The organism is Pseudoxanthomonas sp. UC19_8, from assembly GCF_042700505.1.
GTDB classification, from domain to species: Bacteria; Pseudomonadota; Gammaproteobacteria; order Xanthomonadales; family Xanthomonadaceae; genus Pseudoxanthomonas_A; species Pseudoxanthomonas_A winnipegensis.
This window is the reverse complement of sequence record NZ_CP170559.1, coordinates 560568-574136: the sequence shown is the minus strand read 5'-3', so window position 1 is coordinate 574136 and position 13569 is coordinate 560568. Positions and strand designations below refer to the sequence as shown.

The 13569-nt window shown below is 71.2% G+C and carries 14 protein-coding genes and 1 riboswitch; of the genes, 10 read left to right on the top strand and 4 right to left on the bottom strand.

The genetic code is table 11. The features are described 5' to 3' along the window. The first annotated feature begins 206 nt into the window (after window positions 1–206). Entirely contained in the window at window positions 207–656 is a 450-nt protein-coding gene (locus ACFJIT_RS02460; RefSeq protein ID WP_379654919.1) for a nuclear transport factor 2 family protein, read from the top strand. Window positions 657–669: 13 nt separating this feature from the next. On the opposite strand, the gene ACFJIT_RS02455 is transcribed toward ACFJIT_RS02460, so the two are convergent. Then, entirely contained in the window at window positions 670–900 is a 231-nt protein-coding gene (locus ACFJIT_RS02455) for a glutaredoxin family protein (RefSeq protein ID WP_130524261.1), read from the bottom strand. Window positions 901–1079: 179 nt separating this feature from the next. Between ACFJIT_RS02455 and ACFJIT_RS02450 the strand changes: the two genes are divergently transcribed. From ACFJIT_RS02450 to ACFJIT_RS02435, 4 genes are all read left to right on the top strand, one after another. Continuing rightward, complete coding sequence (locus ACFJIT_RS02450) at window positions 1080–1805, top strand: GntR family transcriptional regulator (protein ID WP_130561528.1); 726 nt, start codon at window positions 1080–1082, stop codon at window positions 1803–1805. 33 nt (window positions 1806–1838) lie between these two features. Beyond that, a complete protein-coding gene (locus ACFJIT_RS02445) occupies window positions 1839–3221 on the top strand; it encodes an L-serine ammonia-lyase (RefSeq protein WP_130561527.1) in 1383 nt (460 codons plus the stop codon). Between the two features lie 168 nt (window positions 3222–3389). Continuing rightward, window positions 3390–4388 (top strand): alpha/beta fold hydrolase, encoded by a 999-nt coding sequence (locus ACFJIT_RS02440; RefSeq protein ID WP_130561526.1) that lies wholly within the window; start codon window positions 3390–3392, stop codon window positions 4386–4388. A 215-nt stretch (window positions 4389–4603) separates the two neighbouring features. After that, window positions 4604–4762 carry a hypothetical protein gene (locus ACFJIT_RS02435; protein ID WP_165394628.1) on the top strand — a complete coding sequence of 53 codons (159 nt, stop codon included), beginning with the start codon at window positions 4604–4606 and terminating at the stop codon, window positions 4760–4762. Window positions 4763–4927: 165 nt separating this feature from the next. On the opposite strand, the gene ACFJIT_RS02430 is transcribed toward ACFJIT_RS02435, so the two are convergent. The 3 genes from ACFJIT_RS02430 to ACFJIT_RS02420 are packed head-to-tail and all read right to left on the bottom strand — an operon-like array spanning window position 4928 to window position 8261. Then, entirely contained in the window at window positions 4928–6013 is a 1086-nt protein-coding gene (locus ACFJIT_RS02430; RefSeq protein ID WP_379654918.1) for a homoserine dehydrogenase, read from the bottom strand. Next, window positions 6010–7227, bottom strand: a complete 1218-nt coding sequence (locus ACFJIT_RS02425; RefSeq protein ID WP_130528431.1) for an O-succinylhomoserine (thiol)-lyase — start codon at window positions 7225–7227, stop codon at window positions 6010–6012. Before ACFJIT_RS02425 ends, ACFJIT_RS02430 begins: the two co-directional genes overlap by 4 nt. Then, window positions 7224–8261, bottom strand: coding sequence for a homoserine O-succinyltransferase (locus ACFJIT_RS02420; RefSeq protein ID WP_379654917.1), 1038 nt, complete (start codon window positions 8259–8261; stop codon window positions 7224–7226). Before ACFJIT_RS02420 ends, ACFJIT_RS02425 begins: the two co-directional genes overlap by 4 nt. Window positions 8262–8353: 92 nt before the next feature. Continuing rightward, window positions 8354–8479, bottom strand: a riboswitch (SAM riboswitch). Window positions 8480–8610: 131 nt separating this feature from the next. Between ACFJIT_RS02420 and ACFJIT_RS02415 the strand changes: the two genes are divergently transcribed. Genes ACFJIT_RS02415 through ACFJIT_RS02395 form a run of 5 tightly spaced genes read left to right on the top strand, consistent with a single transcriptional unit; the run spans window position 8611 to window position 13520 of the window. Then, window positions 8611–9705, top strand: a complete 1095-nt coding sequence (locus ACFJIT_RS02415) for a phytase (RefSeq protein WP_379654916.1) — start codon at window positions 8611–8613, stop codon at window positions 9703–9705. A 26-nt stretch (window positions 9706–9731) separates the two neighbouring features. Continuing rightward, window positions 9732–10610, top strand: coding sequence for a M23 family metallopeptidase (locus tag ACFJIT_RS02410; RefSeq protein WP_379655696.1), 879 nt, complete (start codon window positions 9732–9734; stop codon window positions 10608–10610). 54 nt (window positions 10611–10664) lie between these two features. Further along, on the top strand, window positions 10665–11183 hold the full coding sequence (locus ACFJIT_RS02405) for a MarR family winged helix-turn-helix transcriptional regulator (protein WP_379654915.1): 519 nt from the start codon (window positions 10665–10667) through the stop codon (window positions 11181–11183). Then, complete coding sequence (locus tag ACFJIT_RS02400; RefSeq protein ID WP_379654914.1) at window positions 11180–13330, top strand: FUSC family protein; 2151 nt, start codon at window positions 11180–11182, stop codon at window positions 13328–13330. The genes ACFJIT_RS02405 and ACFJIT_RS02400 overlap by 4 nt, the downstream gene beginning before the upstream one ends. After that, the gene (locus ACFJIT_RS02395; RefSeq protein ID WP_228257865.1) at window positions 13317–13520 is read left to right on the top strand and encodes a DUF1656 domain-containing protein; all 204 of its coding nucleotides are present in this window, start codon (window positions 13317–13319) and stop codon (window positions 13518–13520) included. The genes ACFJIT_RS02400 and ACFJIT_RS02395 overlap by 14 nt, the downstream gene beginning before the upstream one ends. The last annotated feature ends 49 nt before the right edge of the window (window positions 13521–13569 follow it).

Below are 13569 nucleotides of genomic sequence, written 5' to 3'. Positions count from 1 at the left end.
CACGAACCGAACGAAGCGCAGCGAAGTCCCCAAGAGGAGATCGCCGCAAGCTCCGCGCTACAGGCAGGCCGCTGCAAGATTTGAAGAGACTGTGGCTCCCACAATGCGGGGAAGCACTAGGCCAGAGGTGCGCATGACTTCCCGGCCATGCGGGGCCGGCGCGCGCGGCGCATCGTGCCGGCACTTTCCTTGCCAGGCCTTCGAGCATGCGTGCGCCCCTGATCGCGATGTTGCTGTCCGCCGCGCTGTCCCTGCCCACGGCCGCCGCGCCGTCCGCCCTGCCGGCCACGCCGGAAGACGCCCTGCGCCAGTACCAGCAGGCCGAACTCGACTTCGACCTGGACCGACTGCGCCAGGTGCTGGATGCCTCGTTCGTCGAGATCAGTCCGCTGGGCCAGGTGGACGAGCACGACGCCGTGCTCTCGTTCTACGCGCCGGACAAGAAGGTCGCCGCGCCGCCGGTGACAATGGACGAGGTGGTCGTGCGCGCGCATGGCGACGCCGCGGTGCTCTCGGCACAGCTGCACTACGTGGTCGGCGAGCGCGCGATGGCGATGCGCCTGGGCGCCACCGCCAAACGCACGCCGCAGGGCTGGGTGCTGGTGTCCGCGCAGTACACGCCGATCAAGGCGAATACGCCGCCGCCAGTGCACTGAGTTTGCCGGGCCCTCAGCGCGCCAGGAAGGCGCGCACCGCTTCGATGGTGAAGGGCCAGTCCAGTTCGGCCTGCGAGCGCGCGTCGCGCAGCACCGGCACGCGCAGGCCGTAGCGCGCCTCCAGCGCGGCATCGTCGTCGATGAACACGCTGGCCGGCTCCGGCACGCGCGCGGCGGCCAGCACGGCCAGGGCCGCATCGCACAGGTGGCAGTCGTCGCGCTGGTAGAGCAGCAGGTCGGTCATGCGGGCGTGGCGGGCAGGCGAGCGGCTGAGTTAACCCGCGCGAAGATGCCGCGTCGAGTGTCGGCCGCGGCGTGGTTCCTGGGCGCATCCGGCGACGGGCGTGAATATCGAAATTAAGTGCAGTAAGGCTGGCCTACAATGCATTTCGAGCCCGCATCCCTGCCGATAATTTCGATTTTATGGACGCCGCCGTTACCGGCACCCTGGCCAGCCGCATCCACCAGCAGCTGCGGCACGACATCGTGCGCGGCCGGCTCAAGGCCGCCGCCAAGCTGAAGCTGGCCGAGCTGCAGCAGCGCTACGGCATCGGCCTGGCGCCCCTGCGCGAGGCGCTTGCGCGCCTGTGCGGCGAGCAGCTGGTGGTCAGCGCGGACCAGCGCGGCTTCTGGGTGGCGCCGCTGTCGCTGCAGGAGCTGGACGACATCGCCAAGGTGCGCGTGCTGGTGGTGGACGAGGCGATGAACGACTCCATCCTGCACGGCGATGCGGCCTGGGAGGCGCAGGTGGTCCAAGCGCTGGACGCGCTGGCGGCGATCGAACGCGACCTCTCCGGCAGCACCACCCAGCCGCCGGGCGATGTGCTGGACGAACTGGAGGCGCGCAACTTCGCCTTCCACCGCGCCCTGCTCGGCGCCTGCCGCTCGCCCTGGCTGCTGCGCCTGCAGGACATGTTCTATCACCAGGCCGAGCGCTACCGGTACGCCGCGCTGCCGCGCGCGCGCGACAAGCGCTTCTCGCTGGACGAGCACATGGCCATCGCCGATGCGGCCCTGGCGCGCAACGTGATCAAGGCCTGCCGCCTGCACGACGAACACATGGCCCGCACCCACGCCAGCGTGCGCGCGGCGCTGGCCCGCCACCTGCAGCCCGATGCGCCAGCGCCGCAGGCGCGCGCCTCGCGCTGACCTCATCAACGCAACCCCTGCCTGGAATCCACCGTGGCCGTCAGTACCTTCGACCTGTTCAAGATCGGCATCGGGCCGAGCTCCTCCCACACCGTCGGGCCGATGCGCGCGGCCGAGCGCTTCGTGCACCGCTGGCTGCTCGATCCGGGCCAGCTGGCGCGTACCGCGCGGCTGCGCGCCGAGGTGTTCGGCTCGCTGGCGCTGACCGGCCGCGGCCACGGCACCGACAAGGCCGTGCTGCTGGGCCTGGAAGGCCACCGCCCGAACCTGATCGACCCGGACATCATCCCCGCCACCCTGGCGCGCATCCGCGGCGAGAAGCGCATCCGGCTGATGGGCGAGCACGCCATCGACTTCGACGAGAAGCGCGACCTGGTGATGAACAAGCGCCAGAAGCTGCCGTTCCACACCAATGGCATGCGCTTCTCCGCCTTCGATGCCGCCGACAACGTGATCGCCACGCGCGACTACTACTCGGTCGGCGGCGGCTTCGTGGTCAATGCCGACGAGGCCGCCGAGGACCGCATCGTCGCCGACGAGACCGCCCTGCCGCATCCCTTCGCCAGCGGCGATGCGCTGATCGCGCGCAGCAACGAGACCGGCCTGTCCATCGCCCAGCTGATGTTCGAGAACGAGCAGGTCTGGCGCAGCCCGGAGGAGATCCGCGAGGGCCTGCGCGAGCTCTGGAGCGCCATGCAGTCCTGCGTGGCGCGCGGCATCCGCCAGGAAGGCACCCTGCCCGGCGGCCTGCACGTGGGCCGGCGCGCGCCGGCGCTGTACCGCGAGCTGTCCTCCAAGCCCGAGGCGGCCATGCGCGATCCGCTGACCACGCTGGACTGGGTCAACCTGTACGCCCTGGCGGTCAACGAGGAGAACGCCGCCGGCGGGCGCGTGGTCACCGCGCCCACCAACGGCGCGGCCGGCATCATCCCGGCGGTGCTGCATTACTTCGACCGCTTCTGCGCCGGGGCCGACGAGGCGCGCGTGTTCGACTTCCTGCTGACCGCCGCGGCGGTGGGCATCCTCTACAAGGAGAACGCCTCGATCTCCGGCGCCGAGGTCGGCTGCCAGGGCGAGGTCGGCGTGGCCTGTTCGATGGCCGCCGCCGGCCTGACCGCGGCGCTGGGCGGCAACACCAGCCAGATCGAGAACGCCGCCGAGATCGGCATGGAACACAACCTGGGCCTGACCTGCGACCCGATCGGCGGCCTGGTGCAGATCCCCTGCATCGAGCGCAACGCGATGGGCGCGGTCAAGGCGATCAACGCCAGCCGCATGGCCATGCGCGGCGACGGCAAGCACAAGGTCAGCCTGGACAAGGTGATCCGCACCATGCGCGACACCGGGCGCGACATGCGCGACAAGTACAAGGAAACCAGCCGCGGCGGCCTGGCGGTGAACGTCATCGAGTGCTGACCGGCGCGGGGACGCGCCGTCGCTGATGCGTTCCCGGCTGGCGCTCGCGCCTGTCATCCAGTGCGTCCCGCGGACTGGGACACGCCGGCACGCCTGCGCGAGGTCCTCACTGCGGCCTCGCCCGGGCCTGCCTACGCTGCGCCTCTCGTCCCTCCACTGGAGTCGCGCATGCCGCGTTCGTTCCTGGCCCTGTGCCTGGCCGCCCTGGCCGCGCCCGCCCTCGCCCAGCAGCAGCCCGCCTACGGCCCGCGCCTGGAAGGCTTCGACTATCCGCATCCGGTCCAGCGCTACGCCTTCAGCGCGCAGCAGCAGGACCTGGAAATGGTCTACATGGACGTGGCGCCGACCGGCCAGGCCAACGGCCAGACCGCCGTGCTGCTGCATGGCAAGAACTTCTGCGCCGCCACCTGGGAGGACACCATCGTGGCCCTGGCTAGGTCCGGCTATCGGGTGATCGCGCCGGACCAGGTGGGCTTCTGCAAGTCGTCCAAGCCGCGCCATTACCAGTTCTCGCTGGCCGGGCTGGCCGACAACACCCATGCATTGCTGACCAGTCTGGGCATCGACAAGGCGGTGATCGTCGGTCACTCGATGGGCGGCATGCTGGCGATCCGCTATGCGCTGATGTTCCCTGGCGAGGTCAGCCACCTGGCGCTGGTCGACCCGCTCGGCCTGGAGGACTGGAAGGCCGTCGGCGTGCCCTACCAGAGCGTGGACCAGTGGTATGCCGGCGAGCTGAAGACCAGCTTCGAGAGCATCAAGCAGTACCAGCTGGACGTGTACTACGCTGGCACCTGGAAGCCAGCCTTCGAGCGTTGGGCACGCATGCAGGCCGGCCTCTACGCCGGCGCCGGCAAGGAGATCAACGCCTGGGACCAGGCGCTGACCTACGACATGGTCTACAACCAGCCGGTGGTCTACGAGCTGCCCAGGATCGCCGTGCCTACCACCTTGTTCATCGGCCTCAAGGACCGCACCGCGATCGGCAAGGGCAAGGCGCCGCCGCAGATCCGCGCCACGCTGGGCAACTATCCGGTGCTGGGCAAGCGCGCGGCCGCGGCGATCCCGGGCGCGAAGCTGATCGAGTTCGACGACCTGGGGCACTCGCCGCAGGTGCAGGATCCGGCGCGGTTCAATGCGGCGCTGCTGAAGGCGCTGGCGCCATGACGAGCGTGCGCCGCGTCGCATTTCTCGATGTCTGGGCGCGAATCCGAAGCGAAGTCACAGTTTCGCCCGCGAAGTTGGCACGCCCCATGCGCGATCCCTCCCCATGCATTCCAACCAATGCCAGGGGACAGGCCGTGCTACCCGATTCCATGACCGCAAGATGCTTCTGCTGCGACCAAAAACTGTATTTCGCGCCAGATTCTGACGCGGGCCGTGTGATCGAACGCTACGGCATCGTGGTGTGCGCCACGTGCTTCGAAAGCAGCGCCAGCGGCTGGAGCGCCGAGCACGAGCCCCGCGTGCTGCAGCAGCTGCAGCTCAGCCGCCTGGCGCCGCCGGCGCGCAACGCCCACGGGCTGCTGCCGCGCGACTGACGCGCGCAGCCATGACGCATCGCGAAGGCGCAAGGAAGGCGGCGATGCGCGGAACGTTCGCGCCGAAGCGCGGTATCGCGCGCATGCCGTCCCTGTCCGCCCGATACGCCAACGAACAACGGACAGCATGCAATCGCTGACCGCCTGAGGCCGCCGGCACCAACGTCACGCGGCCAGTGAGGCCCGACCCGGCAACACGGCCAACACATCGTCCAGCAGCGCCGCGGCGGTGACCTCGGCGCCGGCGCCCGGCCCCTGGATCAACAGCGGCTGCTGCGCATAGCGATCACTGTGGATCGCCACGCGATTATCGGTCCCGGCACCACCGCACAGCGCATGTCCCGCGGGCAGGGCCTGCAGCGACACGCTGGCGCCGCGCGCATCGAAACGTCCGACGAACCGCAGCTGCGCGCCTTCTGCACGTGCAGCGTGTAGGCGCTCTTCCAGCGGCGCATCCAGCGTGTCCAGCAGCGCATCGACCTGCGCGTCGGACGCGCTGGCCAGCACCTGCGGCACCAATGACTCGACCCGCACATCGCCGACCTGCAGCGGCACGCCGGCCGCGCGCGCCAGGATCAGCAGCTTGCGGCGCACGTCCTCGCCGGACAGGTCGATGCGCGGATCCGGTTCGGTGAAACCGGCCTCGCGCGCCTGGCGCACGCAGGCCGAGAACGGCGTGCGGCCGTCGAAGCTGTGGAACAGGAAGGCCAGCGAGCCCGACAGCACGCCCTCGACCGAGGCGATCGCATCGCCCCCGGCGACCAGCGCGCGCAGGCTGCGCAGCAGCGGCAGCCCGGCGCCGACCGTGGCGCTGTCGCCGTAGCACGCCGCGCCCTCGCGCGCGGCCTCGGCGATCGCCTGGGCGCGCAGCAGATCGGCGCCGCGGCCGAGCTTGTTGGCGGTCACCACGTGCACGCCGCGGCCCAGCCATTCGGCGTGGCGCAGCGCGATGGCATCGCTGGCGGTGGCGTCGATGACGATGTCGCCGGCGTCCAGCGCATCGGCCTCGGCCCAGGGCGGCACGATGCGCGCATTGGCCGGTGCGGCGCGCAGCTGCGCCAGGCCCTCGTGCAGATCGCCCTCGCCTTCGACCACGCCGCGCGAGTTGGCGATCCAGGCGAACGCCGGCAGCGCCACGCCGCGCGCCTGCAGGCGCTGATAGCGGCCCACCAGGGCACTGCCGACCACCCCGGTGCCCAGCAGCGCCAGACGCGGCGCGCGGCGCGTGCCCAGGCGGATCACCGCGCTCATGCGTCGACCGTTTTCCGGCTTGCCTGGGCGATCACCGCCTGGGCGCGGGCCAGGCCGGCGCGCAGGTCGGCGACCAGGTCCTCGGCCAGCTCGATGCCCACCGACAGGCGCAGCAGGCCGTCGGAGATGCCGGCCTTGGCGCGCGCTTCCGGGGTCATCGCCGCGTGGGTCATGGTGGCCGGGTGCGCGACCAGGCTCTCCACGCCGCCCAGCGACTCGGCCAGGGTGAAGTAGCGCAGGCCGTCGACGAAGGCGCGCACCGCCGCCTCGCCGCCGTCCAGCTCGAAGGAGATCATCGCGCCGAAGCCCTTCTGCTGGCGTGCGGCCAGCGCATGGCCCGGATGCGAGGCCAGGCCCGGGTAGTAGACCTTGGCCACGGCCGCATGGCCGTCGAGCGCGGCGACGATGGCCGACGCGTTCTCCTGGTGCACGCGCAGGCGCGCGTCCAGCGTGCGCAGGCCGCGCAGGGTCAGGAAGGCGTCGAACGGCGAGCCGGTCAGCCCCAGCGCATTGGCCCACCACACCAGCTGCTGGTGCAGCTCGGCCTCGCGCGCGATCACCGCGCCGCCGACCACATCGCTGTGGCCGTTGACGTACTTGGTGGTCGAATGCAGCACCAGGTCGGCGCCGAACTCGATCGGCCGCTGCAGCGCCGGCGACAGGAAGGTGTTGTCCACCACCACCTTGGCCCCGGCCTTGTGCGCGGCCTCGATGACCAGGCGCAGGTCGGTGATGCGCAGCAGCGGGTTGGACGGGGTCTCGATCAGCACCAGCTTGGGCGAGGCCGCCAGCGCCTCGCCCAGCGACACCGGATTGGTCAGGTCGGCGGTGATCAGCTCGAAGTGGCCTTTGGCCGCCAGCGCGTTGAACAGGCGCCAGCTGCCGCCGTAGGCATCGTGCGGCACCACCAGCTTGTCGCCCGGCTGCAGCAGCGCGTTGAGCACCAGGTTGATCGCGCCCATGCCGGTGGAGGTGATCACCCCGCCCGCGCCGCCTTCCAGCTCGGCCAGCGCCTCGCCCAGCAGGTCGCGCGTGGGATTGCCGCTGCGCGTGTAGTCGTACTGGCGCTTGTTGCCGAAGCCGTCGAAGGAGAAGTTGGACGACAGCACGATCGGCGGGGTCACCGCGCCGTAGGCGGTGTCGCGATCGATGCCGGCGCGCACGGCGGCGGTGGCGGCGCTGCAGGGAATGGCGTCGTGGGAGGAATGGCTCACGGGGTGTCTCCGGTGGGGCGAAGGGCGGTGGCGAGGATCGCGTCGATGCGGTCGGTTTCTTTCAGGAAGGCGTCGTGGCCGTAGGGCGAGCGCAGCACGCGCAGGCTGCCGCGCTTGCCCAGCCCTTCGACCAGGGTGACCAGGTCGGCCAGCGGCACCAGGCGGTCGCCCTCGACGGCCACCACCAGGGTGGGCACGGCGATGGTCGAGGGGTCGATGCGGTGCAGGTCGATGGATTCGGACAGGCGCAGGAAGGCGGTGACCGGCGTGCGCGCGACGTAGGTCGCGCCGGCGGCGTCCAGGTAGTCCTCGGCCGCCACGCGCACGCGGCCGTTGACCAGCTCGGGCGCGGCGTCGAAGCGCTCGCCGAACTCCTCGGGCGTGCGGTAGCTCAGCATCGCGAACTGGCGCGCCAGCGACAGGCCCTGCTGGTCGGCGCACTGCAGCTGGCCCAGCGCCACCGCGTGGCGCTGCAGCGCGCGCCAGGCCGAGGCGAACGGATGCGGGCGATGCGCGCCGCTGACCGCGACCAGGCGCTCGACGCGCTGCGGATGCCGCGCGGCCAGGTGCTGGCCGACCAGCGCGCCGTAGGAGTAGCCGACGAAGGCGCGCAGCGCGGCGATGTCCAGCGCATCGAGCAGCGCGACGATGGCATCGGCCTGGTCGGCCGGATCGATCGGCGCGTCGAGCTGGCCGTCGGCGCCGATGAAGTCGAAGGACAGGATGCGCACGCGCGCCGGATCCAGCGTGCGGCCGGCGCGGACCAGATCGTTGGCCCAGCCGTTCTCGGGGAACTGCGCGCTGGCGGCGACGTGGCGGTGCGCGGAGATGCCGCCGGCCACGAACACCACCGGCGCGCCGGCCGGGCCGTGCAGTTCGTAGCGCAGGCTCAGCGTGCGCGCGCCGGCGTGGCGCAGGGCCAGGGCCACCGGCAGTTCGCCGCGGATCGCGGCCACGGCGCTGACCTGCGCACCGGCACAACAGGCATCGACGTCGGGGGATTCGGGGAGGGCGGCGGCGTTCACGAGGCTCATGGCGGATCCGGGAAGGAGCGGCCATCGAGCTTTCGCGGGGAAGCTCGCGTTCGTCGTGCGCGTCGAACGGCCATGCCGTCGATGCATCGTACGAACCATCTTTCGGTCTAAACGCGTAGGCGTCGCCGCAGGATTTGGCACCGACCACGAGGCGCTTGCGCGGCCCGCTGGCTGCCCCGGCTTCAAAGGGCCTGTCCCTCTGCCGGTCTCGATGGTGGGCGCAGGTTGCCAGCGCCGGAAGCGGTTGTCAATCGCTCCATCGCGATGGAGCGATGCTTCCACCTGAAACCGCCTTCCGCCTGCCGCATGGACGCGGTCTGCGCGGAGCGCTCGCGCATAATCGCCGCCCATGAACCGCGCCCCCCTGCTCCTGCTCGCCGGCCTGCTGCTGGCCGGCTGCACCAGCCTGCCCCGCCCCGCCCCTGGCCCGACCCCGGAGACCGTGCTGAAGGCGCCCGCGCCCGACGCGGTGGTGAGCGAGGCCTGGATCTCCGAACCGCTGCCCCAGGCAGAGCTGGACTCGCTGGCGGTCTGGCCGACCGAGGACGGCGGCGCCTGGGTGATCGTCACCGCCAAGGCCAGCAACCAGCTGATCGTGTTCGATGCCGACAGCGGCAAGCGCCTGCGCACGGTCGGCGGGCCGGGCGCGGGGCCAAGCCAGTTCGGGCGGCCTAACGGCATCGCGGTGTGGGGCGATACGGTGTTCGTGGCCGAGCGCGACAACCACCGCGTGCAGGCGCTGTCGCTGCCGGATTTGAAGACGCGCGGCTTCATCGGCGCCGACACGCTCAAGGTGCCCTACGGGCTGTGGCTGCGCGAGACCGCGCCGGACCTGCTCGAGCTGCTGGTCACCGACAGCTTCATGGCCGATTTCCGCACCGGGCAGCTGCCGCCGCGCGAGCAGATGGACCAGCGCGTGCGCCGCTTCGAGGTGGACCTGCAGCCCGACGGCGGCCTGCAGGTGCGTGCGGCCGGCAGCTTCGGCGATACCGGCCAGGCCGGCATGCTGCGCATGGTCGAATCGATCGCCGGCGATCCGGCGCACGACCGCCTGCTGATCGCCGACGAGGACCGGCGCGTGGGCTCGACCTTCCGCGATTACACGCTCGAAGGCCGGTTCCGCGGCGCCAGCCTGCCGGTGTTCCTGGCCGATGCCGAGGGCATCGCGCTGTGGGACTGCGATCTGGACGACGGCTGGTGGATCGCGGCCGACCAGCTCACCCCGACGCTGTTCCGGGTCTATCGCCGCGACACGCTGGCGCCGGTGGGCACCTTCACCGGCAAGGTCGTGGCGCAGACCGATGGCGAGGCGCTCTACGCGGCGGGCACGACGCGCTTCCCGGACGGCGCGCTGTTTGTGCAGCACGACAACCAGGCCATCGCCGCCTTCGACCTGCGCGATATCGCCCGCGCCCTGCGCCTGCGCGGCAGCTGCCTGCCGTGATCCGGCGCGCGGCGTGCGGCGTCGCGCTGGCCCTGCTCCTGCCGGGCCCGACGCGCGCCGCGCTGCCGTGGTGGAACACGGTCCGCCCCGCGCCTCAGGCCGCCGCGCAGGCGCGTACGACGTCCGCTGTAGACGGAAACCCGCAAGCGCCCGCCGCGAGCCGTGACCCCGCGGATGGCCCCCTCGCCCGCGTGCACCTCGAACGCACGCCCACGCGCACCCTGGCCTGGGTCGAGAACCCGCTGCCCGGGCCGGTCCAGGTGCAGCTGGACGCGCTGCGCCTGCGCGGCGTGGTCGCCTCGCCCGCGCTGCCGGTACGCAAGCTGCTGCCCGCGCACGGACGCGCCCTGGTCGCCACGCTGATCGTGGCCGATCCCCAGGCCGGCAGCGATTTCCAGCTCAAGCTCGACGCGGTCCCCGGCGATCCGCAGGCGCGGCCGCTGCAGGCGACGTATCGGCTGCCGTTCGACGCGCCGGTGCGCGTGGACCAGGGGCCCGGCGGGCACTTCAGTCACGACGATGCGGAGAACGCCGACGCGCTGGACTTCGCCCTGCCCGAGGGCACGCCGATCCTGGCCGCGCGCGCGGGCGTGGTGCTGCAGGTGCAGGACGGGTTCGAACACGGCGGGCCGCAGCGCGAGGCCTTGCGCGGGCGCAGCAACTTCATCCGCATCCTGCACGCCGACGGCAGCATGGCCCTCTACGCCCACCTCAAGCCCGAAGGCATCCTGGTGCGTCCAGGCGAGTCGGTCGCCGCCGGTCAGCGTATCGGGCTGTCCGGCAACACCGGCTTTTCCTCCGCCCCGCACCTGCACTTCGTGGTCCAGATCAACGCCGGCATGCGCCTGGTCTCGGTGCCGGCGCGCCTGGTTGGACCCTTGGGAGAACTGCACCTGGCCCATTGACCCGTTCAGGTGGCGTTGACTGCAGGATTTACTACATAAGTGTAATATTAGCTTGTGAACAGAATCCCTCCCGCCACCAGCCGCTTCGATGCGACCGAACAGGGGCTGGCCGCCACCAGCCGCCGCCACCCCGGCTTTCCGCGCCCCGCCGCCACGGTGGTGCGCCTGGTCAAGCTGCTCTACAAGCTCACCACCGATCACGGCAACGAGTCCATGCGTGAGCACGGCCTCACCTACGCCGAGTACAACGTGCTGATGATGATCGAGGCCAGCCCGGACGGTGCGATCAACCCCTCGCAGATCGCCGATGCGACCAGCGAGAAGTCGGCCAACATCACCCGCCTGACCCAGCAGCTGGTCGACAAGGGCCTGGTCGAACGCGAGCCCAGCCCGCACGACCGGCGCATGTGGCTGCTGCGCCTGACCGAGGCCGGGCGCGCACGCGTGACCGCCCTCATCCCCGACATCAGCGCCGTGCTGCTGGCCTATACGCGGCATCTCCAGGCCGATCAGCTGGAGCAGCTCAAGCTGCTGCTGGCCAAGCTGCTGCGTGGCGTGGAGGAGGCCCAGTGAGCGCCACGCCCGCCGCCGCGAGCCCCGCAAAGGTGCCGCTGTTCACGCAGGTGCGCGAGGTGCTGCGCGGCGAGGGCCCGGCCTGGCTGTTCGTGTTCAAGGTGCTGCTGTCGATGTATCTGGCGGCGTGGATCGCCATGCGCATGGGCTTCGCCTCGCCCTCGACCTCGATGGTCACCGTGATCGTGCTGATGAACCGGCAGAGCGGCATGGTCCTGGCCAAGTCGTTCTACCGCGCGCTGGGCACGATCGTGGGCAGCATCGCGGCGGTGACCATCACCGCGCTGTTCCCGCAGCAGCCGGTGCTGTTCCTGCTGGCGCTGTCGCTGTGGGTGGGGATGTGCGCCGGCGGCGCGCTCGCGTTCCGCAACTTCCGCTCGTACGGCTTCGTGCTGTCCGGCTATACCGTGGCGATCATCGCCCTGCCGGCGGTCAATACGCCGATGCACGTGTTCGACCTGGCCATCGCGCGCCTGACCGAGGTGCTGCTCGGCATCCTGGTCAGCGCGGTGGTGTTCGACGTGGTGTTCCCGGTGCGTCTGCGCAACAGCTTGCGCACCACGGCGACCACGCTGATGGACAGCTTCCTGGACTTCGTCCGCGACGGCACGCGCGGGACGATCCCGCGCGCGCAGATCGAGCAGGCGCATCTGCGCTTCGTGCGCCAGAGCATGGCGCTGGAGGACCTGCGCGCCTCGGTGGTGTTCGAGGACCCGGAGGCGCGCGTGCGCAGCCGGCGCATGCGTCTGCTCAACCAGCGCTTCATGGCCGCTTCCACGCGCTTCCAGTCGCTGCATCATTTGATGAACCGGCTGCAGCAGCGCGATCGCGACGACCCGGTCTTCGCCGCGCTGCTGCAGCTGTATCGCCCGCTCGGCGATGCGCTGGCCGAGCGCGCCGCCGGCGCCGACTACGCGCGGCTCAGCGATCGCCTGGAGGCGGCGTACGAGGCGCAGCCGGCGCGCGCGACCGCGCTGCGCGCCAGCCTGGCCGCGCCGCTGCTGGACGACTTCGACACCGGCGCCTCGCTGCTGCGGCGCCTGACCGGCGAACTGCGCGACCTCACCCACACCGCCGCCGCCCTGCAACAGCCGGGCGTGAGCGCGCCGCTGCGCCGCGCCAACGAGCAGATACGCTTCCACTACGCCACCGACCGGGTCGCGGTGGCGGTGACCGTGGCGCGCAGCTTCCTGGTCACCTTCGTGCTGGGCCTGGCCTGGATGCAGAGCGGCTGGACCAGCGGCGCCGGCGCCATGGCCAACGTGATCGCCTTCACCGCGATCCTGGCCTCCGGCGCCAATGCGCATATCGCGGCGGCGCAGACCACCAAGGGCATCTTCCTGGGCCTGCTGTCGGCCTTCCTCTGCTTCACCCTGGTGCTGCCGCGCATCGACAGCTTCGGCATGCTGGTGCTGGGCAGCGCGCCGTTCTTCATGGTGGCCGTCTACCTGTCGACCCGGCCCACGCTGTTCGGCCTCAGTCTGGGCATGTGCCTGGGCAGCGTCGTGGGTCTGGGCCTGGGCCTTGCGCCCAACCTGGATACCTCCAGTTTCATCAACGGCGCGGTGGCCTTGGGGATCGGCGCCCTGCTGGCGATGCTGGCCTTCCAGCTGATCCCCTCGGTGATCGGCACACCGGGGCAGCGCCGCCGCCTGCTGATCGAACTGCGCCGCCAGGTCACGCTGGCCGCGCGCGCACCGCTGAGCGGACTGGCGCCGCGCTTCGAGAGCGTCAGCCGCGACCTGTTCCTACAGGTGGTCAACCACACCCAGCAGGGCAGCGACGAATCGCGCACCCTGCTGGCCTGGGCGCTGTCGGTGCATGAGACCGGCCGCACCCTGATCGAGCTGCGCCACGACAGCATCGACGCCGCCGTGCCGCCGTCCATCGAGGCGCATATCGACGCCGCCGTTGCCGCCATCGGCCGCCTGTACGAACACCTCTCGCCGGCCGACCACGACGCCGCGCTGGCGCACCTGGACGCCGCGCTGAACCAGACCCTCATCGAAGGCGCCGTGCCGCCGTCGCTGCAGCCGGTGCGCGAGCACCTGCACCTGCTGCGCAGCGCGCTGCGCGATGCCGACTCGGTGCTGGCCGGCGCCGCCGGCCGCACCCCTGCCCCGGAGCCTGCCCGTGCTACCTCCTGAAATCTCCATCGGCGGCGTCTACGTCCCCGGCCTGCTGGTGCTGGCCTCCGCCCTGTTCGTGGTGTTCTGGCTGCTCGACGGTCTGGCCGCCCGCGCCGGCCTGTATCGCTACGCCTGGCATCCGCCGCTGTTCCGCCTGGCCGTGTACGTGTGCGTGTTCGGGCTGCTCGGCCTGCTGTTGCTGAACTGAACCCGCCAACGCCCGGACCCGCGCAGCAAGCGCCACGCCCCCTATCCAA